The following is a 20,022-nucleotide window of genomic DNA, read 5'->3' as shown; positions in this document are numbered from 1 at the left end:
ATAGCACTCGACGCGTGGAGATCTCGCGGATCGTCGGCGAATACCGCGACGAGATTCTCGCCGCGTTCGGGGTGACCGTCGAGCTGACGGTGTCCGCCGGACTCGGCGCCCTGGTCCTGGGTACGGCGTTGGCCGCCATGCGGGTGTCGCCGGTCCCGGTGCTGCGGCTGATCGGTACGAGCTACGTCAACGTGGTGCGCAACACGCCGCTGACGCTGATCATCGTGTTTTGTTCGTTGGGCCTCTACCAGACGCTCGGGCTGGCCCTGGCCGAGCGGGGTTCGCCGACGATGGTGGTCGACAACAACTTTCGGCTCGCGGTGCTCGGATTGACGGTGTACACCGCCGCTTTCGTGTGTGAGTCGGTGCGCGCGGGCATCAACACCGTGCCGCTCGGCCAGGCCGAAGCCGCCCGCGCAATCGGGCTGACGTTCGGCCAGAACCTGCGGTATGTGCTGCTGCCGCAGGCGTTTCGGGCGGTGGTGGCGCCGCTGGGCTCGGTGCTGATCGCGTTGACGAAGAACACCACCATCGCCTCGGCGATCGGCGTCGCCGAAGCCGCGGCGCTCATGAAGAAGCTGATCGAGAACGAGGCGGCGCTGTTTGCGATCAGCGGCATCATCGCCTTCGGTTTCATCGTGCTGACACTGCCGCTGGGGCTGCTGTTCACCCACCTCGGCCGACGACTGGCGGTGGCGCGATGAGCCACTCGACGGTGTTGTTCGACGCGCCCGGGCCCCGCGCTATCCGGCGCAACCGGGCGCTGTCGGTGCTCACGCTGGTGGTGCTGGTGGGCGTCGGCTTGCTGGTGGCGGTCAAGCTGGCGGACAAGGGCCAGTTCGAGGCGGCGAAGTGGCAGCCGTTCCTGACGCCCGAGCTGTGGGAGACCTATCTGCTGCCAGGCATTCAGGGCACGCTGACCGCGGCGGTGGTGTCGATCGTCTTCGCGATGGCGCTGGGCCTGCTGCTGGCCGTCGGCCGCATGTCGGCGTCGGCGCCGCTGCGCTGGCTGGCCGGGACGGTGGTCGAGTTCTTCCGCGCCGTCCCGGTGCTGGTGATGATGATCTTCACCTACTACCTCTACGCCCAGCTCGACGCGTTCCCGTCGTCGCAGCTGCCGCTTGCCGGGGTAATCACCGGGCTGACGCTCTACAACTCCGCGGTGATCGCCGAGATCGTCCGGGCCGGCGTCGCCTCCCTGCCCCGGGGGCAAGCGGAAGCAGCCGCAGCGCTGGGGCTGCGGTGGTCGCAGACCATGCGCCTGATCCTGCTCCCCCAGGCGTTGACCGCCATGCTTCCGGCGCTCGTCTCGCAGCTCGTCGTGGTGCTGAAGGACACCGCGATCGGCTACCAGATCAATTTCCTCGAGCTGGTCCGCCAAGGCCAGAACGTCGGCACCGCCTACCGCAACCTGTTCGTCGCGCTCGTCGTGGTCGCGGTGCTGATGATCGCGCTGAACTTCGCGCTGTCGTGGCTGGCCGGCTGGCTCGAGCGCCGGCTGCGCCGCTCCCCACGGTCGGCCGCCGCGCCGGTGGCGCCGCGTGGAGTGCAGATCGACACCCCGGCCGCGTGACGCGCCGGCGTCCCGGCTCAGGTGCGGCGCCGCTCCAGCTCCAGGTCGAGCGCGGTGCGGACCACATCGTGCGCCATCGAAGGGTGGTAGCCGCGTCGCACCAGCATCCCGACCAGCCGGCGCATCACCTTGAGCGCGTCGCCGTCGAGGTTTTCCCGCCGCAGCCGGGCCGCCACCAGTTCCTCGGCCCGGCTGCGCCACGCCGCCGGGTCGACGTCCTCGATGACCGCAGAGATCACCTCGTCGTCGACGCCCTTGTTCTTCAGCTCGGCGACCAGCGCCCGCTTGCCCTTGCCGGAGTTCTGCCGTCGCGACCTCACCCACTGCTCGGCGAACGCCGCGTCGTCGATAAGCCCGACGTCGGCCAGCCGATCGAGCACCCGCCGGGTCACCTCGTTCGCATAACCCCGCTTGGCCAACTGCTCTTCGAGCTCGGATCGGGTCCTCGCTCGCGCGGTGAGCAGGCGCAGACAGACGTTCCGCGCCTGCTCCTCGCGCTTGGCGTCGTCAGAAGTCGACGGGGGCGGGCAGGACGTCATCGGTCACCACGGCGCCAATGCCGAGCTTCTCCTTGATCTTCTTCTCGATCTCGTTCGCGACGTCGGTGTTCTCCAGCATGAATTTGCGGGCGTTCTCCTTGCCCTGTCCGAGCTGCTCGCCGTCGTAGGTGAACCACGACCCCGACTTGCGGATGAAGCCGTGCTCGACGCCCATGTCGATCAGCGAACCCTCTCGGCTGATGCCGCGGCCGTAGAGGATGTCGAACTCGGCCTGCTTGAACGGCGGCGACACCTTGTTCTTGACGATCTTGACGCGGGTGCGGTTGCCGACTGCGTCGGTGCCGTCCTTCAGCGTCTCGATGCGTCGCACGTCCATGCGGACCGAGGCGTAGAACTTCAACGCCTTTCCGCCCGTGGTGGTTTCGGGACTTCCGAACATCACGCCGATCTTCTCGCGGAGCTGGTTGATGAAGATGGCGGTGGTGCCGGAGTTGCTGAGCGCACCGGTGATCTTACGCAGCGCCTGGCTCATCAGGCGGGCCTGCAGGCCGACGTGGCTGTCGCCCATCTCGCCCTCGATCTCGGCGCGCGGCACCAGCGCCGCGACCGAGTCGATCACCAGGATGTCCAGCGCGCCGGAACGGATCAGCATGTCGGCGATCTCGAGGGCCTGCTCGCCGGTGTCGGGCTGGCTGACGAGCAGCGCGTCGGTGTCGACGCCCAGTTTCTTGGCGTAGTCCGGGTCGAGCGCGTGCTCGGCGTCGATGAAGGCGGCAATACCGCCGGCGGCCTGGGCGTTGGCCACCGCGTGCAGCGCGACGGTGGTCTTACCCGAGGATTCCGGGCCGTAGATCTCGATGACCCGGCCGCGGGGCAGCCCGCCGATACCCAGCGCCACGTCGAGCGCGATGGACCCGGTGGGGATCACCGAGATCGGCGCCCGGACCTCGTCACCGAGGCGCATCACCGAGCCTTTGCCGTGGCTCTTCTCGATCTGCGCGAGCGCCAGCTCGAGGGCCTTCTCGCGATCGGGGGCTTGCTGCGCCATGGTGGTACCTCTTCCGGTAGTCGTTGTGACCGGTTCTCGGTCGGTTGTCCGCGACGCTAGATCAGGGCACCGACAAGTCGACGGGGTCGAACGATCACCACGATAACGAACGTGTGTTCGAGGGCAAGGAGGCGCGCCGCGGCGCTACGGATTCACCACTGATCGCGGGGCACGTCGAAGTCGGCGCACAGCGCCCGCCACACGTCGCGAGGATCGACGCCGGCCTCGATGGCTTGGGCCGGGGTGCGGCCGCCCAGGCTCGTCAGCACGTGGTCCACGAGCAGTGAGCGGCCGCGGATCGCGCCGAACTGGCTGTCGACGAGTTCGTGGAATTCCGTCAGCCGCACGGGGCCAACCTACGCCAGCGCGTCGTGGCACACCCGTACCGGATCGGCCACCTCGGTGATGCCGGCACCCGCCCGCCGGGCCGCCGCCCGGTATGCGGGCGAGGCCAGTACCTCGGCCACCGCCGCGGTGAGCGAGTCGGCCGCCAACGGCCGCACCAGCCGTGCGCTCCCCTGCCGCACCACCCGGTTGGCGATCTCCCACTGGTCGCCGCCGCCGGGCACCACCACCAGCGGCACCCCGGCCAGGAGCGCCTTGGACACCAGCCCGTGACCTCCGCCGCCGACCACGACGTCGGCTTCGGCCAGCAGCGTGTCCTGGCGGCCCAGCCCGACCACCGCCCACGGCGGGACGTCGAGGTCGTCGCCGCCCAGCCGCGATACCGCAATCCGCGCGCCGGCCGGCAGCGTCGACCCGGGTACCAGGTGCTGCAGCGCGAGTTCGGCGAGCCCGGCCGTTCCGGTAGCGGCGGTCGACGGAGCCACCACCACCAGCGGGCCGTCGCCGGGCGGCACGGTCAGCACGTCGGCGGTGGGCTCGAAGTGCAGCGGACCGACGACGACCGCCTCGGCGGGCCAGTCGGGCCGCGGGACCTCAAGCGCGGGCAGCGTCGCGATGAGCCGGCGCCGCGGACCGGGGTCTGCCGCCGGCAGCCCGATCTCCACCCGCACGGCGGCGCGCTGGCGCAGCCCTTCGTGCCACGACCGGGCGGTCAGCGCGCGCATCAGGCCGTCCCGCAGCCGGCCGCGCACCCCGACCCCCGGCGCGAGCCCACTGCCGATCGGCGGGAGCCCGCGCGACGGCCGGTACAGCGGATGCGGGTTGAGCTCGACCCACGGGATGTCGAGCAGTTCGGCCGCCAGCCCGCCGCAGGCGGTGATGACGTCGGAGACGATCAGATCAGGTGCCAGCCCGCGCAGCACCGGCTCGTTGAGGTGCGCCATCCGGCCGGCGCGGCGGTGGATCTTCGCGCCGGCGTCGGCGTCGTCGTCATCGCCGGTGGGGTCGAGCCCGACCAGTTCGACGGCCTCCACACCGGCCGACCGCGCGGTGTCGAGCCACTCGACACCGGTCAGCAGGACGGGGTCGTCGCCGGCGTCGCGCAGCTTGCGGCACAGCGCCAGCGCGGGGAAGGCGTGCCCGGGATCCGGTCCCGCCACGACTGCCGCCCGCACGGATCTACCCTCGCACAGGGCGCTGCCCCTAGGCTGGGAAGGCATGAGCGAGCCCACCACCACCCCGGCCACCACCGCCGCCGGCACGGACAACGTCGCCATCGTGCAACGGTTCCTGTTCGCGCTGCGCGACACCGACTTCGACGCCGCCGATGCGCTGCTCGACGACGACCTGGTCTACGAGAACGTCGGTCTGCCCACCATCCACGGCCGCCGCCGCGCGATGTCGCTGTTCCGCAAGATGGAGGGCCGCGGTGGCTTCGACGTGGTCATCCACCGCTCGGCCGCCGACGGCGCCACCGTGCTCAACGAGCGCACCGACGTGCTGATCGCCGGTCCGGTGCGGGTGCAGTTCTGGGTCTGCGGGGTGTTCGAGGTGCACCACGGCCGGATCACGCTGTGGCGCGACTACTTCGACAGCCTGAACTTCACCAAAGCGGTGGTGCGCGGGCTGGCGGGCGCCGTGGTTCCGGCGCTGCGACCGCAGCTCTAAGCGCGGCGCAGGGTGCGCAGCTCGTCGTAGGCCTGCGCCCAGCCCAGCATGCGGTCCGTGGCATCCGCCAACTCGTGGCGATATCGCTGCCGGGCGATCGGCGAACCGGCGCCGGCGTTCACCGACGACACCAGCTGCGCCACCGCGCCCACCATCTCGTTGTACTGCGCCATGCCGCGGTCGAGCTGGGCCACGAACGCGTCGATGGTGGGCGCCAGGTGCAGCTGCGACCGCGGGTGGAGCGACGCGGCGCGCTCCATCGCGACCACCTCGGTGGCGGTCGCGGTGATGGTCGCCGCGGACTGGCGGGCCACATCGGTCAAGTCCCGCAGCTCGTCGGCGGGCAGCAGGCGGCTGCGCTCCAGCACCCCCAGCATCGAGAACAGGCCGCGTTCGGCCGACGACAGCGCCACCATGGCAGGACGCGCGGCGGAATACGGCGGCGGCATGGCCCGGCCCGCTCCCGGTCGGGGCGAGGGCAGCGGCTCACGGCGCAGCCAGCGGTAGCGGAGCAGGAACAGGGTGGCCGGAAAAGCCGCGGCCGCCGCGATCGACCCGGTGATGGCCAACGTCCAGGGCGGGGTGTTCCACGACGCGAGCAGCGCCGTCACCAGCAGCCACCCCACGGTCGCCGCGCCGAAGAACAGGCCCAGCCGCCGCGCCCAGCGGCGTTTGCGCAGCAGCCGGGCGCGCGGATCGGCCAACGCCGCCAGCCGTCGCGACACGACGTCGGTGACCTCACTGGCGGTGTCGAGACCACGCTGCAGCAGCGACCGCCACTGCTGGGACGCCCTCACGGCCATGGCGACGCCACTCCTCTACTGCTGCAACGGGTTCTGCGGCGCCGGGTTGGCCGCCGGCGTGGCGGGCGCACCGGCTGCGGCGCTGCCTCCGGCGGGCAGCGACTCGCCGCGCATCGACGCGCGGATCTGCTCCAGTCGGCTGTGGCCGGCCATCTGCACGCTGGCCTGCTGCACCTCCAGCATGCGGCCCTGCACCGAGTTCTGCGCCAGCTCCGCCGACCCCAGCGCGTTGGCGTAGCGCCGCTCGATCTTCTCCCTCACCTCGTCGAGGTTCGGGGTGGTGCCGGGCGCCGCGACCTCGCTCATCGACCGCAATGACGCGCTGACCTGCTCCTGCATCTTGGCCTGCTCCAGCTGGCTGAGCAGCTTGGTGCGCTCGGCGAGCTTCTGCTGCAGCACCATCGCGTTCTGCTCGACGGCCTTCTTGGCCTGCGCCGCGGCGCCGAGCGCCTGGTCGTGCAACGCCTTCAGGTCCTCGACGCTCTGCTCTGCGGTGACGAGCTGCGCGGCGAACGCCTCCGCGGCGTTGGTGTAGTCGGTGGCTTTCGCGGCATCCCCGGCCGCGGTGGCCTGGTCTGCGAGCGTCAGTGCCTGGCGGACGTTGGCCTGCAGCTTCTCGATGTCGGCGAGTTGACGGTTCAGCTTCATCTCCAGCTGCCGCTGATTGCCGATGACCTGAGCGGCCTGCTGCGTCAGGGCCTGGTGCTGGCGCTGCGCATCCTCGATGGCCTGCTGAATCTGCACCTTGGGATCGGCGTACTCATCGATCTTCGACGAGAACAGCGCCGAAAGGTACTTCCAGGCCTTGACGAACGGGTTAGCCATGAGTGCTCCGCCTTCGAAGGGTCGTGGTCTGCTCGGCTGCCGTGGGGCCGTGGGCACGCACGCGGCCAGCGTGCCGACCAATCTATCCGTAGAGCCGGGCCTCAGGCCACTGCCAGCGCGCCCACCGGCGGGATGACGACCTTGGTGGAGACGTCGATGGTGGCGGTGCCGCGGGCGGGCGCTGCTGCGCGCTCCTGGCGGGCGAGCCGCTCGCCGGCGTCGGTGAGCACCCGCGACAGCGGCACGTCGAGCGCACCGCAGATCGCGGTGAGCAGCTCACTGGACGCCTCCTTGCGACCGCGCTCGACCTCGGACAGATAGCCGAGGCTGACGCGAGCGGAATCGGAGACCTCGCGCAGGGTGCGGCCCTGTTCGGTGCGGGCGCCGCGCAGCACGTCGCCGATGACCTCTCGCAGCAATGGCGCCATGATCGTCCCCTCGGATAGCCCTGGTGGTCATCCTGTTCAACGCCGGCGAGCGGGTCAATGGTTCCCGCACACGCGCGCGACCACCGTCACGCTGTTTCGATGCGCGCGCGCAGCTCAACCAGTGCGCGTTGCGCGGCCTGCCGGCGGATGTCCCAGCGCCCGCCGTCGAGGTGGAACTCCATGACGTCGACGCCGTCCGGCCCGGCGATTCCCACGAACACGGTGCCGACGGGGTGGCCGCCGTGCGGCTCGGGACCTGCCACGCCGGTGAGCCCGACGCCCCAGGTGGCGTCGCAACGCTGTTGCGCACCGACGGCCATCGCGCGGGCGGTGGGCGCCGCGACGGGTCCGACGTCGGCGAGCAGTTGGGGCGCCACCCCGGCCAGCGCGATCTTCGTCGCCTCGGTGTAGGTGACCAGTCCCCCGCGCAGTACGGCGCTCGCTCCCGGCACGCCGGCGAGCATGGCGGCGAGAAGGCCGGCGGTCAGCGATTCGGCGGTGGCGACACTGTGGCGGCGGACGGTCAGGTCGGCGACGACGCGCCGCGCGTCGTCAGTGAGCAGTGGGTCGTGCACGGTTGTCCCGGACCGCCTGGACGACGTAGTCGACGCCGGTCACCACCGTCAGCACGATGGCCACCGCCATCACCACCCACGCCGTGTAGAGCCACCCGCCGCTGACCGGCAGGATGAACAGCCCGATTGCGACGGACTGCACCAACGTCTTCACCTTGCCGCCCCGGCTGGCGGGGATGACGCCGTGCCGCAGCACCGCGAACCGCAGCAAGGTGACGGCGACCTCGCGGGCCACGATGAGCAGGGTCACCCACCACGGCAGCTCGCCGATGAGGGAGAGACCGAAGAGCGCCGCGCCGATGAGCAGCTTGTCGGCGATGGGGTCGGCCAGCTTCCCGAACTCGGTGACCATGCCGTAGCTGCGCGCCAGCGCGCCGTCGAGCCGGTCGGTCACCACGGCGACCGCGAACACCGCGAACGCCGCTGTGCGCCACCGCACGTCGGCACCGTCGGCGGCGAACAGCAGGACTAGGAAGACCGGAACGAGGGCGAGCCGCAGGCCGGTCAGCAGGTTGGCGACGTTGAGGACACGCACACCGGACGTCGTCAACGGCGGAGCCGGCCGCGCGCGCTGTGCCCAGTCACGCGCATCAGGATATCGGTTGCGCTGCTCGCTACTGTCCTGGTGTGAGTGCAGGCCCCTCGTCACCGATCGCCCGGCCGACCATCCGGCGGGCGCGCACGTCCGACGTCCCGGCGATCAAGGCGCTGGTCGACCTGTACTCGGGGCGCATCCTGCTGGAGAAGAACCTCGTGACGCTCTACGAGGCGGTCCAGGAGTTCTGGGTGGCGGAGTCGGACGGCGAGGTGATCGGCTGCGGTGCGCTGCACGTGATGTGGTCGGACCTCGGTGAAGTGCGCACGGTCGCGGTGCACCCCAAGGTCCGCGGCCAGGGCGTCGGTCACGCGATCGTCGACCGGCTGCTAGACGTCGCGCGGGAGCTGGAGCTCAAGCGGGTGTTCGTGCTGACCTTCGAGACGGAGTTCTTCGGCCGCCACGGCTTCACCGAGATCGAGGGCACGCCGGTCACCGCGGAGGTCTACGAGGAGATGTGCCGCTCCTACGACACCGGCGTCGCCGAGTTCCTCGACCTCAGCTACGTGAAGCCGAACATCTTGGGCAACACCCGGATGCTGCTCACGCTGTGACATCGGAGCCGCCCGCCACCGGCGACGGCGCGCACCGCAACGCCGCGTCGATATACAGCTAGTCCGCGTCGCCGCCCGACGCGTCGGAGCCGCCGCGGATGAGCGCCAGCGTGCCGGCGAGGTCGTCGGGCTTGACCAGCACCTCGCGGGCCTTCGAGCCCTCGCTGGGTCCGACGATGCCGCGCGTCTCCATCAGGTCCATGAGCCGTCCCGCTTTCGCGAAGCCGACCCGCAGCTTGCGCTGCAACATCGACGTCGAGCCGAACTGCGACGACACCACCAACTCGACGGCCTGGAGGAAGACGTCCATGTCGTCACCGATGTCCGGATCGACGTCCTTGCGCTCCCCGGCCTTCACCGCGGTCACGCCGTCCCGATACTCCGGCTCGGCCTGCGCCTTCGTCGCGGCGACGACGGCCTGGATCTCCTCGTCGGTGATGTAGGCGCCCTGCAGCCGGATCGGCTTGTTGGCTCCCATCGGCAGGAACAGCCCGTCGCCCATGCCGATGAGCTTCTCGGCGCCCTGCTGGTCGAGGATCACCCGGCTGTCGGTCAGTGACGACGTCGCGAACGCCAGCCGCGACGGCACGTTGGTCTTGATCAGGCCGGTGACGACGTCGACCGACGGCCGCTGGGTGGCGAGCACCAGATGGATACCGGCCGCGCGGGCCTTTTGGGTGATCCGGACGATCGCGTCCTCCACGTCACGCGGCGCCGTCATCATCAGGTCGGCGAGCTCGTCGACGATCGCCAGGATGTAGGGGTATGGCTTGTACTCGCGTTCGCTGCCCAGCGGCGTGGTGATCTCCCCAGAACGCACCTTCTCGTTGAAGACGTCGATGTGGCGCACGCGGGAGGCCTGCATGTCCTGGTAGCGCTGCTCCATCTCCTCGACCAGCCACGCCAACGCCGCCGCCGCCTTCTTCGGCTCGGTGATGATCGGCGTGATGAGGTGCGGGATCCCCTCATACGGCGTCAGTTCCACCATCTTCGGGTCGATCAAGATCATCCTGACCTCGTCCGGGGTCGCCCGCGCGAGCAGCGACACCAGCATCGAGTTGACGAAGCTCGACTTGCCCGAACCGGTGGAGCCGGCAACCAGCAGATGCGGCATCTTGGCCAGGTTCGCCGAGATGAAGTCGCCCTCGATGTCCTTGCCCAGCCCGATCACCAGCGGATGGTGGTCGCGCCGGGTCGTGGGGTCGGTGAGGACGTCGGCCAACCGCACCATCTCGCGGTCGGTGTTGGGCACCTCGATGCCGACGGCCGATTTGCCCGGGATGGGCGCCAGCATGCGCACGCTCTCGGTCGCGACGGCGTAGGCGATGTTGCGGTGCAGCGCGGTGATCTTCTCCACCTTGACGCCCGGCCCGAGCTCCACCTCGTAACGGGTGACCGTCGGACCGCGCGTGCAGCCGGTCACCGCGGCGTCGACCTTGAACTGCTGCAGCACCGAGCTGATCGCGTCGATCATGTGGTCGTTGGCGGCGCTGTGGCGCTTGGGCGGATCGCCCGCCACCAGCAGGTCCAGCGAGGGCAGCGTGTACGGCCCGTCGACCACGCGGTCCAGGGCGAGCGTCTCCTGCCGCGGCGCGGTCGGCTTGGCCGATTTCTTCCGCGGCTTCGGCGCCGGCGCCGGGACCTCGTCGACGTCGAGCGGGTAGTTGTCCTGCGGCGAGCCGGTCCAACCCCCCGTCGCTTCGCTCGCCCTAGTCCATTCCCCCGTCGCTTCGCTCGCCCTAGTCCATTCCCCCGTCGCTTCGCTCGCCCCGGTCCACACCGGCACGGTGACTTCCGGATCATCCGGTTCCATCGCCTGCGCCGTCACCGGGGCGGTCACGAAGGTGCCGTCGTCGTCGCCCAGCTCGTCGTAGTCGTCGTACCCGTCCTCGTCGTCGGCGTAGTGGGTGCCGAACATCGCGCGCAGCGTGTCGGGCACGTCGCGGATGGTGGTGCCGGTGACCAGCAGCACGCCGAAGAGCATCGCCAACAACAACAGCGGGGCCGCGATCCAGGCGGTCAAGCCGTCGGCCAGCGGACCGCCGATCGCGAACCCGATGAAGCCGGCGGCGTCTCGCCGCTCGCCCGGGGTCTGCGGCGAGCCGGCCCACAGGTGCCACAGTCCCAGCGCGGGCACGGTGATCATCGCGGTGCCGAGGATCAGCCGCGGGCGTACTTCGGGCCGCGGCTCGGTGCGCATGAGCACCACCGCGACCGCGACCGCGGCGATCGGCAGCACCGCGACGGCCGAGCCGACGACGGCCCGCAGGCCGGTGTCGATCCACTCGCCGACCGGCCGCGCCGCCTCGAACCACGATCCGGCGGCCACCACCACGGCGAAGGCCACGAGCGCGAGCGCGATGCCGTCGCGGCGGTGACCGGGTTCGATGTCACGGGCGCGACCCACCGACCGGGCAGCGGTGCCGGCGCCGCGCGCCACCAGCAGCCAGCCGGCGCGGGCGCCGCGTCCCACGGCCCTCCCCGCCCCCGCGGTCCGCGACGACTGCCGGCGCGGCGCCGATGGCCGCTTCCGCGGTGCGGTTTTCGCCGTTGAACTGCGCGAACGCGCGGTACTGCGAGAGCCGCCGGACCGGGTGGCGGTTTTCGGTGCCATGCCCGCCAGCCTAATCGCAACCGTCTCACAGACACCACCAGCCACACGGTTCACGCGACGCGAATCTCCTCCGGCGCACCAGCGGGCTGGTTATGGTGAGCGTCGCCGTGTCGTCCGTATTCGAGGAGTCGCTGTCATGCCGGTCGTCGTCGTCGCCACCCTCACCGTCAAGCCGGAGGCCGTGGACACCGTCCGCGAGGTCTTGACCCGAACGGTTCCCGAGGTGCACGACGAGCCGGGCTGCGAGTTGTACAGCCTGCACGAGGCCGAGGGCGGCATCTTCGTCTTCGTCGAACAGTGGGCCGACGGCCAGGCGCTGCAGACGCACTCGTCGGCGCCGGCCATCGGCACCATGTTCAGCGAGATCGGCGACCACCTGGCCGGCCCGCCGGACATCAAGGTGCTGCAACCGGTCGTCGCCGGGGACCCCGCCAAGGGCCGGCTCGTCGCCCGATGACCCTCGCCGGCAAAGTCGCCTTCATCACCGGCGCGGCGCGCGGCCAGGGCCGGGCGCACGCGGTGAAGCTCGCGTCGGAGGGCGCGAACATCATCGCCGTCGACATCTGCGAGCAGATCGCCTCGGTGCCGTACCCCATGGCCTCGGCCGACGACCTCGCCGAGACGGTCAAGCTGGTCGAGGACACCGGTGCCCGGATCGTGTCGGCGCAGGCCGACGTCCGCGACCTCGAGTCGCTGAAGTCGGCGTTGCAGACCGGACTCGACCAGCTCGGACGCCTCGACATCGTCGTCGCCAACGCCGGCATCGCCCCCATGGCCGGGGAGGACGCGTGGCAGGACGTCATCGACGTCAACCTCACCGGCGTCTACCACACCGTCGAAGCCGTCAAGCGGACCCTCGTGAAGCAGGGTGAGGGCGGGGCGATCGTGCTGACCAGCTCGGTGGCCGGCCTGGTGGGGCTCGGGGCACCGCAGGCCGGGTCCATCGGCTATGGCGCCGCCAAACACGGCGTCGTCGGCCTCATGCGGATCTACGCGAACCTGTTGGCGCCGTACAACATCCGCGTCAACTCGATCCATCCGGCCGGCGTCCGCACGCCGATGATCGACAACGAGTTCACCCGCAAGTGGCTGGAAGGCACCGCCACCCCGGACGGTCCGGACCTGGGCAACGCGCTGCCGGTGCAGGTCGCCGAGCCCGAGGACATCGCCAACGCGGTCGCCTGGTTGGTGTCCGACGCCGGTCGCCTGGTGACCGGCGTGACGCTCCCCGTGGACGCGGGCTACGTCGTCAAACGCTAGTTCGGTGAACCGGCGGCGCGCTGCGCCCGGCGAGGCGCGGTCCGGTCCGCAACGGAGGGTGCGTCGATTTCGATGACTGTCGGCACGATCATCGGCTGGCGACGATAGGCCTCCCCCACCCACTTGCCGACGGCGCGGCGCACCGCCTGGGCGATGCGCGCCGGGTCGTTGACCCGTTCGGACGCAAGCGTCTCCAACGCCTCGTCGACCTTGCGGGCGGCCGGCTCGAGCGCCTTCGGATCCTCGGAGAAGCCCCGTGAATGCAGGTGCGGCGGCGCAGCCGCGCGGCCGGTGCCCCGGTGGACGACCACCGTCACCGAGATGAAGCCCGACGACAGGATCAGCCGTTCGCCGAGCGTGGCATCACCGACGTCGCCGGTGACGAGCCCGTCGACGAACATCTTGCCGACCGGCACCGCACCCGCAATCGACGCTTTGCCGCCGACCAGGTCCACGCTGACGCCGTTCTCGGCGAGCACGATGTTCTCCCGCGGCACGCCGGTGCGTTCGGCCAGCGCGGCGTTCGCCCGCAAATGCCGCCAGGTGCCGTGCACCGGCATCACGTTGCGCGGCCGGACGCCGTTGTAGAGGAAGAGCAGTTCGCCCGCGTAGGCGTGGCCCGATACGTGGATGCGCACCTGCTGGTTGGTGACGACGCGCGCGCCGATCTTGGCCAGCGCGTCGATGACGCCGAAGATCGCCTCCTCGTTGCCGGGGATCTGCGACGACGACAGGATGATCAGATCGCCGTCGGTGAGGGTGATGCTGCGGTGCTCGCCGCGCGACATCCGCGACAGCGCCGACATCGGCTCGCCTTGCGTGCCGGTTGTGATCAGCGTGACGCGGTCGGCCGGCATCATCTCCGCGGCACCGATGTCGATGACGTCGTCGTCGGCGACGGTGAGGAAGCCGAGTTCGCGCGCAATGCCCATGTTGCGCACCATCGACCGACCGACGAACGAGACCTTGCGGCCGAGCGCCACCGAGGCGTCGATGATCTGCTGCACGCGCGCGACATTGGATGCGAAGCAGGCGACGATCACCCGCCCTTCCGCCGACCGGATCAGTCGGTGCATGTTCGGCCCGATCTCGCTCTCGGACGGGCCGACGCCCGGAATCTCGGCGTTGGTCGAGTCGCACAGGAAGAGGTCGACGCCGGCGTCGCCGAGCCGCGACATGCCCGGCAGATCGGTCGGACGACCGTCGAGCGGCAACTGGTCGAGCTTGATGTCGCCGGTGTGCAGCACCGTGCCGGCGCCGGTGAACACCGCGACGGCCAGGGCATCGGGAATGGAGTGGTTGACCGCGTAGTAACCGCACTCGAAGACGCCGTGGGTGCTGCGCTGACCCTCGGCTACCTCGACGAAGACCGGCTTGATCCGATGCTCGCGGCACTTCTCCCGGACCAGCGCCAGGGTGAACTTCGAGCCGACGACCGGGATGTCGGGCCGCAGCTTCAGCAGGTGTGGGATGGCGCCGATGTGATCCTCGTGCGCGTGGGTGAGCACGAGCGCCTCGATCTCGTCGAGCCGGTTCTCGATGTGCCGGAGGTCCGGCAGGATCAGGTCGACACCGGGTTCGTCGTGACCGGGGAACAGCACACCGCAGTCGATGATGAGCAGCCGGCCGAGGTGTTCGAACACCGTCATGTTGCGGCCGATCTCGCTGATGCCGCCGAGGGCCGTCACGCGCAAGCCACCGGGCGCCAGCGGTCCCGGCGGTGTCAGCTCTGGCGTGTTCACCGCAGCACGCCGGCGGCCCGCATGTCGGCGGCCAGCGCGTCGAGCTCATCGGCGGTCGCCGGAACCTGCGGCAGCCGCGGCGCGCCGGCGTCGAAACCCTGCAGCCGCAGGCCCGCCTTGCTCATGGTCACGCCGCCGAGCCGGTTCTGGGCGTCGTTCAGCGGCGCCAATCCGACGATGATCTTGCGGGCCGTCGCCGTGTCACCGGACGTGAAGGCCGACCACGCTTCTCGCAGCTGCGCGGCGGCGACGTGCCCCCACACGCTGATGAATCCGACGGCGCCCATCGCCAGCCACGGCAGGTTGAGCGAGTCGTCGCCGGAGTAGTAGGCCAAGCCGGTCTCCGCCATCAGCGCGGCGCCGCCGTGCAGATCGCCCTTGGCGTCCTTGAGCGCGACGATGTTGGGGTGTTGCGCGAGCGTGCGGATGGTGTCGGTCGCGATGGGGATCACCGACCGCGGCGGGATGTCGTAGAGGACCACGGGCACTTCGGTGGCGTCGGCGACGGCCGTGAAGTGAGCGAGCAGGCCCGCCTGCGGGGGCTTCGAGTAGTACGGCGTGACCACGAGCAGGCCGTGGGCCCCCTCGGCGGCGCAGCGGCGGGCGAGGTGCACGCTGTGGGCGGTGTCGTAGGTTCCGGCGCCGGCGACGATGCGAGCCCGGTCGCCAACCGCCTCCAGCACCGCGCCGAGCAGCGCAATCTTCTCGTCGTCGGTGGTCGTGGGCGACTCACCGGTGGTGCCGGACACCACCAGCCCGTCGCAGCCGGCGTCGACGAGACGTACGGCGAGCTTCTTGGCGGTCGCGACGTCGAGCGAGCCGTCCGGGCCGAACGGCGTCACCATGGCAGTCAGCACGGTGCCCAGCCGCGCGCTGACGTCGATTCCGCTGGTGCTCACGGGCGTCAAGGTTACCCGCTGGTCACCTCGCTGCGTCTACGCCTCGGCCAGCGGGGATGTCGCGACTTCGGTGCCGTCGGCGAGGGTGGCGATCTCGAAGTCGGCGAAGACCGCAGGTGCGACGTCGGCCAGTTGCCGCAAACAGGTGATGGCCAGGCGGCGGATCTCGACGTCGGCCTGCTCGCTGGCGCGCATGGCGACGAAGTGCCGCCACGCCCGGTAGTTGCCGGTGACGACGATCCGGGTCTCGGTCGCGTTGGGCAGCACCGATCGCGCCGCCTGGCGCGCCTGTTTGCGGCGCAGCGTCGCCTGCGGCAGGTCGGCGAGCTTCGCTTCGAGCTTCGCCAGCAGCGCGGTGTAGGCGTTGCGGCTGCTGTCTGCGGCTGCGATGAACAGCGCTTCGAGGTCGGCGTCGCCTTCGATGCCCGGCGGAACGACGACCTGCGCGTCGTGTTCGGGGACGTAGCGCTGCGACAGCTGCGAGAAGGAGAGGTGTCGGTGCCGGATCAATTCGTGGGTGCATGACCGCGAGATACCGGTGATGTAGAAGCTCACCGTCGCGTGTTCGAGCACGGAAAAGTGCCCGACGTCGATGATGTGGCGCAGATACGACTCGTTGGTGGCGGTCCGCGGATTCGGTTTCGACCAGCTCTGGTAGCAGGCTCGGCCGGCGAACTCCACCAGCGCTGGCCCACCGTCCGCGTCGGTGTCCCACGGCACATCAGGCGGCGCCAGGAACTCCGTCTTGGCGATCAATTGCACGCGCAGCGGCGCCGACTCGGCCACCGGGGAAGCCTACGACGCACGTCTGCTGCGCCCCGAAATTGGTGCGTTGAGGATCGTGTGGGCCTTTTTACGCTGGTTGCGGGGCGAAAGGGGGTCTGGTGAGTATTCGTGTGGATTCGGCGCTGGTGGCGGGCGCGGCGCGGGCAGTGGCCGACGACGCGGAGGCGCTGCGGGCGGAGCTCGCTCGCATCAGCGACGAATGGGACGGGCTGTCGGGCGGTTGGTCGGGCGCGGCGGCGTCGGCGTATGCGTCGCTGTTCGACGAGTGGCATTCGGGCGCATCTCGGGTGGTGGAGGCGTTGACGCGGTCGTCGGAGCTGCTGTCGGGGGCGGCGGCGGCCTATTCGGAGCGGGAAGCCGCGTCGGCGCAGGCAGTGCAGGCGGTCACGCACGGGGTTGAGCTGTGAGCGGCTACCGGGTCAATCTGGCGCAGTTGCAGTTGTTCGTCGACACGCTGGCAGCGTTTGAGCGGCGTGCCGAGGAGGTGGCTGCGCGGGTGGACGCGGAGGTCGCCGGCCTGCACCTGGTGTGGTCGGGGCAGGGCGCTGCCGCGCATCACACGGCGCACGAGCAGTGGCTGCGCGGGGCGGCGCAGATGCGCGAGGCGCTGACCGAGTTGCGGGCCGCCGCCCACACCGCGTATGAGGCCTACACGGGGGCGGTCCAGGCCAACCTGGCCATGCTGCGGTGACCACTCAGGAGGTCGATCCGCAGACCTACTACGACGTGGGCAACGGCCTGTTCACCAAGGCCGCGGCGGTGTTCGGGGCGTTCCGGACGAGCATCGACAAGCTCGGGAGCACCGCGGCGATGGCCGGCAGCGACGACGCCGGCACGGCGTGGGCCGCCTCCTACGATCAGCGGGCCCGCGAGGTGCTGGACGCGGTCAACGATCTGACGGCGGCGCTGGAGAACTACGGCGGGGTGATCATCCAGGCCGGCTACAACCATGCAGTCGGCGAGTACCACGCCCACCCCGCAGGCGGGGGCGCGGCGCCGGTCAAGCCGCCCGAACCGGCTACCGCAGTGAGCACGTTGTCGGCCCCGCCGTCGGCGGGCGGGCCAGGGCGGGGATTGCTTGACGACGGGCTGGGGTTGGTCGAGCGGCTCGGCGTACCCGTGCCCGACGGGGACACCCACAAACTCGAGCAAGCGGGGATGATTTGGACGCTGGTGGCCGGGGCGCCGGACACCACCGCCGTGCTGGCCGGCCTCGACCACGATGTGGCCGCGTTCGCCGGCACCAGCTCACCGGAAGTCGAGCACATCGCCGCAGACCTGCGTGAACTGCGCGACGCCGCGTCGGCGATTGCGGCCGGGTGCCGAGAACTGGCGCAGTCCTGCCGTGACTACAAGACCGCGCTCGACGAGCTGCGCGAAAAGCTCGCCGACATCCTCGAAGACCTCGCCATCGAACTCGCCGTCGGCGGAACCATCGCGATCGCCACCGCCTTCATCAGCTTCGGCGCCAGCGCCGTCGCCGGCGCCGCCAACGCCGCCCGCGCCATCTCCAAGTTCGCCCGCATCGTCACCGAAGCCATCGCCGCCTGGAAGCTCACCAAAAACATCACCAAAGGTGTCAAACGAGCACACGACCTCGCCGGCGCGCGCCGAAAACTGCAACGAATCAAGCAACTCCGGCGAAGAGGTCTCGACACGGGCGCACCACGACCGCGACGCCTCGAGGAATTGTTCGCGGGTAGGACGCCGACGGCTTCCGAATTAGAGGAGTATGCGCTGGCCCAGGGGTGGACGAAGGTGCAGTCACCCACAGGCCCCGCGAAGTATGTTGACGCGAATGGAGTCGAACGAATGGTGATCAAGCGAGGCAGCGGCCGAGTCCCAGGCAGCGAAGATCCGCATGTTGCGTTGCGGGACGCGTATGGTAGGCGAATTGACCCTTACGGAAATCCAGTTCCGCAACGAAGCGACGGAAACCATACTCCGATCGAATGGGACTGGTGACTTCTATGATAATCAATGATTACCCGAACTTGCCCGGTCTCGATCAAATTTACCTGGAAGACAGCTATGTTCTTGACATTGTCGAGCAGGCCGACCGCGTTATTTTTATTGTAGACGCAGTTTTGACACCGTCGAGCCCCAAGTATCACCAACCGTTACCCGGTGAACACTATAGTTACGCAAAGGGCAGGCTCATATTCGAATCGGTTGTCTATACGAACTGGATCAAACGTGACATCAAGCCTTACACCGACGCGAATGGAACCGTTGACTTCGGCAATATCGATACCCTCAGCTTTCAAGGCGACCATTACTATGTCGAGGGCGATTGGGGCGCCGTGGAGATCTTCAGCGGAAGACCTCCACGTTTCGAATATGCCTCAATGTAGTTCGACACCTCCCCCGTTCGAGTCGAGGCAACTACGGACGAATTGCCCGTTGACGTGACGCCGGCCCGCTCATGACCCTGTGGCGTCCCATCTCGTTCTCGAAGATTGCTATGATCACCACAATCGTCGAGAGGTCGGCAATGCCCTCCGGTCGACAGCTGCTGTATGGCCTCGGACAGGCCCTCGTCTTGCCGGATACCGTCTGGTTCTACTAAGTGAACACCTCGGGCACCACCGGACGGATTGATCTGCCGAACGGCCCTTACCCCGTCTTCGCCTATGTTCGGAATGGCTCCGAGTATCGAGGCCGAGATACTGCTCTGGTTGAAGGACGGCCGACTAAGCGCCCTGGAATACGCCTGGGTGACCGAGAAACTGCCGACGCGGTGGCCGCGGCCCGACGAGCTGGACGTGGTTTCGCAGACTCAGCAACCGGAATGAGCCTGCGATTTGTGGACAAGTCGATTGTCGACATCACGGTCGAGTACAACGCACTGCTCTCGCTCATAGACGACTTCTATATTGGCATCGCCTCGCCGTTCACCCTGTCGACCGCTGACACGTTGACGTCGCTGGCCCCGAGCGGATCCGATCCCCTACGAAGCCTGGGTGGTGGCCGGCCCCGAGGACTGCCTGGTCGTCATACGAACACCTAGCGGCGACTTCATCTCAGGCTGGAGAACCAGCTCAGAACAAGCCGTGAACATACGGCAGCGAGGAGTGCTAGGTGGAGTGTAGAGATCGCCGCGATACAGACGGCATTGCGCGAATGCTTCGCGGTTATGAGCCGATCATCGACGCTTCGTCTCAGGTGCAATGCCGGGTGAGGAATTTGAGAAGCAGTACTTCAACTATTCTCGAAGTGACCCGCACCAAGTAGGCGGCCCTGAATTCGACATACTGGACGCCCTTTTCGCCGACGTCGATGATTTCACAAGCGATCACCGGCTCAGATCTGCGAGCAATGGTATCGATGAGGCGGAGCTCCGCCGTCGCGCTTCTGTTGTGTATCAGCGACTCTTCGGAAATACCTGATGACGGAAGATGCTTACGAACAAGTCCGATTCGGCCACAGAGGACGGCCCCGGAGACCATGGCTGTCCGGCAGGTCACTGCTCGACGGACCGGTACAAAGCGTCGAAGCGAGCCGGCTCGTCATAGCGTACAAATGTTATGTCGAAGCGGAGGTTGATCAACGCGAAGTTCGTATGCGTGTGTGGCAGAGCGATAGGAACGAGCGGCAACGTACCGAATGAGCAGAATGAGCACCCCCTGGCGGGACCCGTTTGCGGTTGATCTCTGCCGAGAATCGGAGGGTGGGTTTGACGATATGGAAAAGGGCCACGCCCGATGGGTCTGACGATGTTTCATTTCCGGGCTATGCGGCTCCTTATACCTGATCGGGAGATCCCTTGGTCGACAGTGGTCGACTACCGGCAGGACATCCGAAGAA

Annotated in this window: 23 protein-coding genes and 2 pseudogenes; 12 read left to right on the top strand and 13 right to left on the bottom strand. The window is 68.9% G+C overall.

Annotated elements, in window-relative coordinates; all coding sequences use genetic code 11:
* The first annotated feature begins 14 nt into the window (after positions 1 to 14).
* Complete coding sequence (locus LV457_RS16385) at positions 15 to 704, top strand: amino acid ABC transporter permease (protein ID WP_308192212.1); 690 nt, start codon at positions 15 to 17, stop codon at positions 702 to 704.
* Positions 701 to 1,573 carry an amino acid ABC transporter permease gene (locus LV457_RS16380; RefSeq protein WP_232172416.1) on the top strand — a complete coding sequence of 291 codons (873 nt, stop codon included), beginning with the start codon at positions 701 to 703 and terminating at the stop codon, positions 1,571 to 1,573. The genes LV457_RS16385 and LV457_RS16380 overlap by 4 nt, the downstream gene beginning before the upstream one ends.
* A 17-nt stretch (positions 1,574 to 1,590) precedes the next feature.
* Here the strand turns inward: LV457_RS16380 and recX are convergent, their stop codons facing one another.
* From recX to LV457_RS16360, 4 genes are all read right to left on the bottom strand, one after another.
* Positions 1,591 to 2,112: a recombination regulator RecX gene (gene recX / locus LV457_RS16375; RefSeq protein WP_232172414.1), complete on the bottom strand. Its 522-nt coding sequence runs from the start codon at positions 2,110 to 2,112 to the stop codon at positions 1,591 to 1,593.
* Positions 2,081 to 3,121 (bottom strand): recombinase RecA, encoded by a 1,041-nt coding sequence (gene recA, locus LV457_RS16370; RefSeq protein ID WP_232172412.1) that lies wholly within the window; start codon positions 3,119 to 3,121, stop codon positions 2,081 to 2,083. The genes recX and recA overlap by 32 nt, the downstream gene beginning before the upstream one ends.
* 152 nt (positions 3,122 to 3,273) lie before the next feature.
* The gene (locus tag LV457_RS16365) at positions 3,274 to 3,468 is read right to left on the bottom strand and encodes a DUF3046 domain-containing protein (RefSeq protein ID WP_232172410.1); all 195 of its coding nucleotides are present in this window, start codon (positions 3,466 to 3,468) and stop codon (positions 3,274 to 3,276) included.
* Between the two features lie 9 nt (positions 3,469 to 3,477).
* A complete protein-coding gene (locus LV457_RS16360) occupies positions 3,478 to 4,641 on the bottom strand; it encodes a glycosyltransferase (RefSeq protein WP_232172408.1) in 1,164 nt (387 codons plus the stop codon).
* Positions 4,642 to 4,684: 43 nt separating this feature from the next.
* Here LV457_RS16360 and LV457_RS16355 point away from each other — a divergent pair, with 43 nt between their 5' ends.
* Positions 4,685 to 5,134 carry a limonene-1,2-epoxide hydrolase family protein gene (locus LV457_RS16355; protein WP_232172407.1) on the top strand — a complete coding sequence of 150 codons (450 nt, stop codon included), beginning with the start codon at positions 4,685 to 4,687 and terminating at the stop codon, positions 5,132 to 5,134.
* On the opposite strand, the gene LV457_RS16350 is transcribed toward LV457_RS16355, so the two are convergent.
* From LV457_RS16350 to pgsA, 5 genes are all read right to left on the bottom strand, one after another.
* Positions 5,131 to 5,937 (bottom strand): hypothetical protein, encoded by an 807-nt coding sequence (locus tag LV457_RS16350; protein ID WP_232172406.1) that lies wholly within the window; start codon positions 5,935 to 5,937, stop codon positions 5,131 to 5,133. The genes LV457_RS16355 and LV457_RS16350 overlap by 4 nt on opposite strands.
* A gap of 15 nt (positions 5,938 to 5,952) precedes the next feature.
* Positions 5,953 to 6,762, bottom strand: a complete 810-nt coding sequence (gene pspA / locus LV457_RS16345) for a phage shock protein PspA (protein WP_232172405.1) — start codon at positions 6,760 to 6,762, stop codon at positions 5,953 to 5,955.
* A 101-nt stretch (positions 6,763 to 6,863) separates the two neighbouring features.
* The gene (gene clgR / locus LV457_RS16340) at positions 6,864 to 7,190 is read right to left on the bottom strand and encodes a transcriptional regulator ClgR (protein WP_232172404.1); all 327 of its coding nucleotides are present in this window, start codon (positions 7,188 to 7,190) and stop codon (positions 6,864 to 6,866) included.
* 86 nt (positions 7,191 to 7,276) lie between these two features.
* Positions 7,277 to 7,765: a CinA family protein gene (locus tag LV457_RS16335; RefSeq protein WP_232172403.1), complete on the bottom strand. Its 489-nt coding sequence runs from the start codon at positions 7,763 to 7,765 to the stop codon at positions 7,277 to 7,279.
* On the bottom strand, positions 7,743 to 8,300 hold the full coding sequence (pgsA, locus tag LV457_RS16330) for a CDP-diacylglycerol--glycerol-3-phosphate 3-phosphatidyltransferase (protein ID WP_308192211.1): 558 nt from the start codon (positions 8,298 to 8,300) through the stop codon (positions 7,743 to 7,745). Before pgsA ends, LV457_RS16335 begins: the two co-directional genes overlap by 23 nt.
* 116 nt (positions 8,301 to 8,416) lie before the next feature.
* Between pgsA and LV457_RS16325 the strand changes: the two genes are divergently transcribed.
* A complete protein-coding gene (locus LV457_RS16325; protein ID WP_232172630.1) occupies positions 8,417 to 8,914 on the top strand; it encodes an amino-acid N-acetyltransferase in 498 nt (165 codons plus the stop codon).
* 58 nt (positions 8,915 to 8,972) lie between these two features.
* On the opposite strand, the gene LV457_RS16320 is transcribed toward LV457_RS16325, so the two are convergent.
* Positions 8,973 to 11,528 carry a DNA translocase FtsK gene (locus tag LV457_RS16320; RefSeq protein WP_232172399.1) on the bottom strand — a complete coding sequence of 852 codons (2,556 nt, stop codon included), beginning with the start codon at positions 11,526 to 11,528 and terminating at the stop codon, positions 8,973 to 8,975.
* 136 nt (positions 11,529 to 11,664) lie between these two features.
* Between LV457_RS16320 and LV457_RS16315 the strand changes: the two genes are divergently transcribed.
* On the top strand, positions 11,665 to 11,985 hold the full coding sequence (locus LV457_RS16315) for a putative quinol monooxygenase (protein ID WP_232172398.1): 321 nt from the start codon (positions 11,665 to 11,667) through the stop codon (positions 11,983 to 11,985).
* Entirely contained in the window at positions 11,982 to 12,788 is an 807-nt protein-coding gene (locus LV457_RS16310) for a mycofactocin-coupled SDR family oxidoreductase (protein WP_232172395.1), read from the top strand. Before LV457_RS16315 ends, LV457_RS16310 begins: the two co-directional genes overlap by 4 nt.
* 65 nt (positions 12,789 to 12,853) lie before the next feature.
* On the opposite strand, the pseudogene LV457_RS16305 reads toward LV457_RS16310, so the two are convergent.
* The 3 genes and pseudogenes from LV457_RS16305 to thyX all read right to left on the bottom strand — a co-directional run.
* Positions 12,854 to 14,530 (bottom strand): annotated as a pseudogene (locus tag LV457_RS16305) (ribonuclease J); the annotation flags it as partial.
* Positions 14,527 to 15,429, bottom strand: a complete 903-nt coding sequence (gene dapA / locus LV457_RS16300; protein WP_232172393.1) for a 4-hydroxy-tetrahydrodipicolinate synthase — start codon at positions 15,427 to 15,429, stop codon at positions 14,527 to 14,529. The pseudogene LV457_RS16305 and the gene dapA, both read right to left, overlap by 4 nt.
* 36 nt (positions 15,430 to 15,465) lie before the next feature.
* A complete protein-coding gene (thyX, locus tag LV457_RS16295) occupies positions 15,466 to 16,215 on the bottom strand; it encodes an FAD-dependent thymidylate synthase (protein ID WP_232172392.1) in 750 nt (249 codons plus the stop codon).
* A gap of 98 nt (positions 16,216 to 16,313) precedes the next feature.
* On the opposite strand from thyX, the gene LV457_RS16290 reads away from it, so the two are divergent.
* From LV457_RS16290 to LV457_RS20300, 6 genes and pseudogenes are all read left to right on the top strand, one after another.
* Complete coding sequence (locus tag LV457_RS16290) at positions 16,314 to 16,622, top strand: WXG100 family type VII secretion target (protein WP_232172390.1); 309 nt, start codon at positions 16,314 to 16,316, stop codon at positions 16,620 to 16,622.
* Positions 16,619 to 16,906, top strand: a complete 288-nt coding sequence (locus LV457_RS16285) for a WXG100 family type VII secretion target (protein ID WP_232172388.1) — start codon at positions 16,619 to 16,621, stop codon at positions 16,904 to 16,906. Before LV457_RS16290 ends, LV457_RS16285 begins: the two co-directional genes overlap by 4 nt.
* Positions 16,903 to 18,180, top strand: coding sequence for a hypothetical protein (locus LV457_RS16280; RefSeq protein ID WP_232172385.1), 1,278 nt, complete (start codon positions 16,903 to 16,905; stop codon positions 18,178 to 18,180). The genes LV457_RS16285 and LV457_RS16280 overlap by 4 nt, the downstream gene beginning before the upstream one ends.
* Positions 18,168 to 18,569 (top strand): hypothetical protein, encoded by a 402-nt coding sequence (locus tag LV457_RS16275; RefSeq protein WP_232172383.1) that lies wholly within the window; start codon positions 18,168 to 18,170, stop codon positions 18,567 to 18,569. The genes LV457_RS16280 and LV457_RS16275 overlap by 13 nt, the downstream gene beginning before the upstream one ends.
* A 609-nt stretch (positions 18,570 to 19,178) precedes the next feature.
* Positions 19,179 to 19,307: a colicin D domain-containing protein gene (locus tag LV457_RS20305; RefSeq protein ID WP_374198874.1), complete on the top strand. Its 129-nt coding sequence runs from the start codon at positions 19,179 to 19,181 to the stop codon at positions 19,305 to 19,307.
* Positions 19,308 to 19,379: 72 nt separating this feature from the next.
* Positions 19,380 to 19,604 (top strand): annotated as a pseudogene (locus tag LV457_RS20300) (colicin immunity domain-containing protein); the annotation flags it as partial.
* Positions 19,605 to 20,022: the final 418 nt, after the last annotated feature.

The sequence above is a fragment of the Mycobacterium sp. MYCO198283 genome (assembly GCF_021213805.1).
Taxonomy (GTDB): Bacteria; Actinomycetota; Actinomycetes; order Mycobacteriales; family Mycobacteriaceae; genus Mycobacterium.
This window is presented reverse-complemented; position numbering and strand designations above follow the sequence as displayed.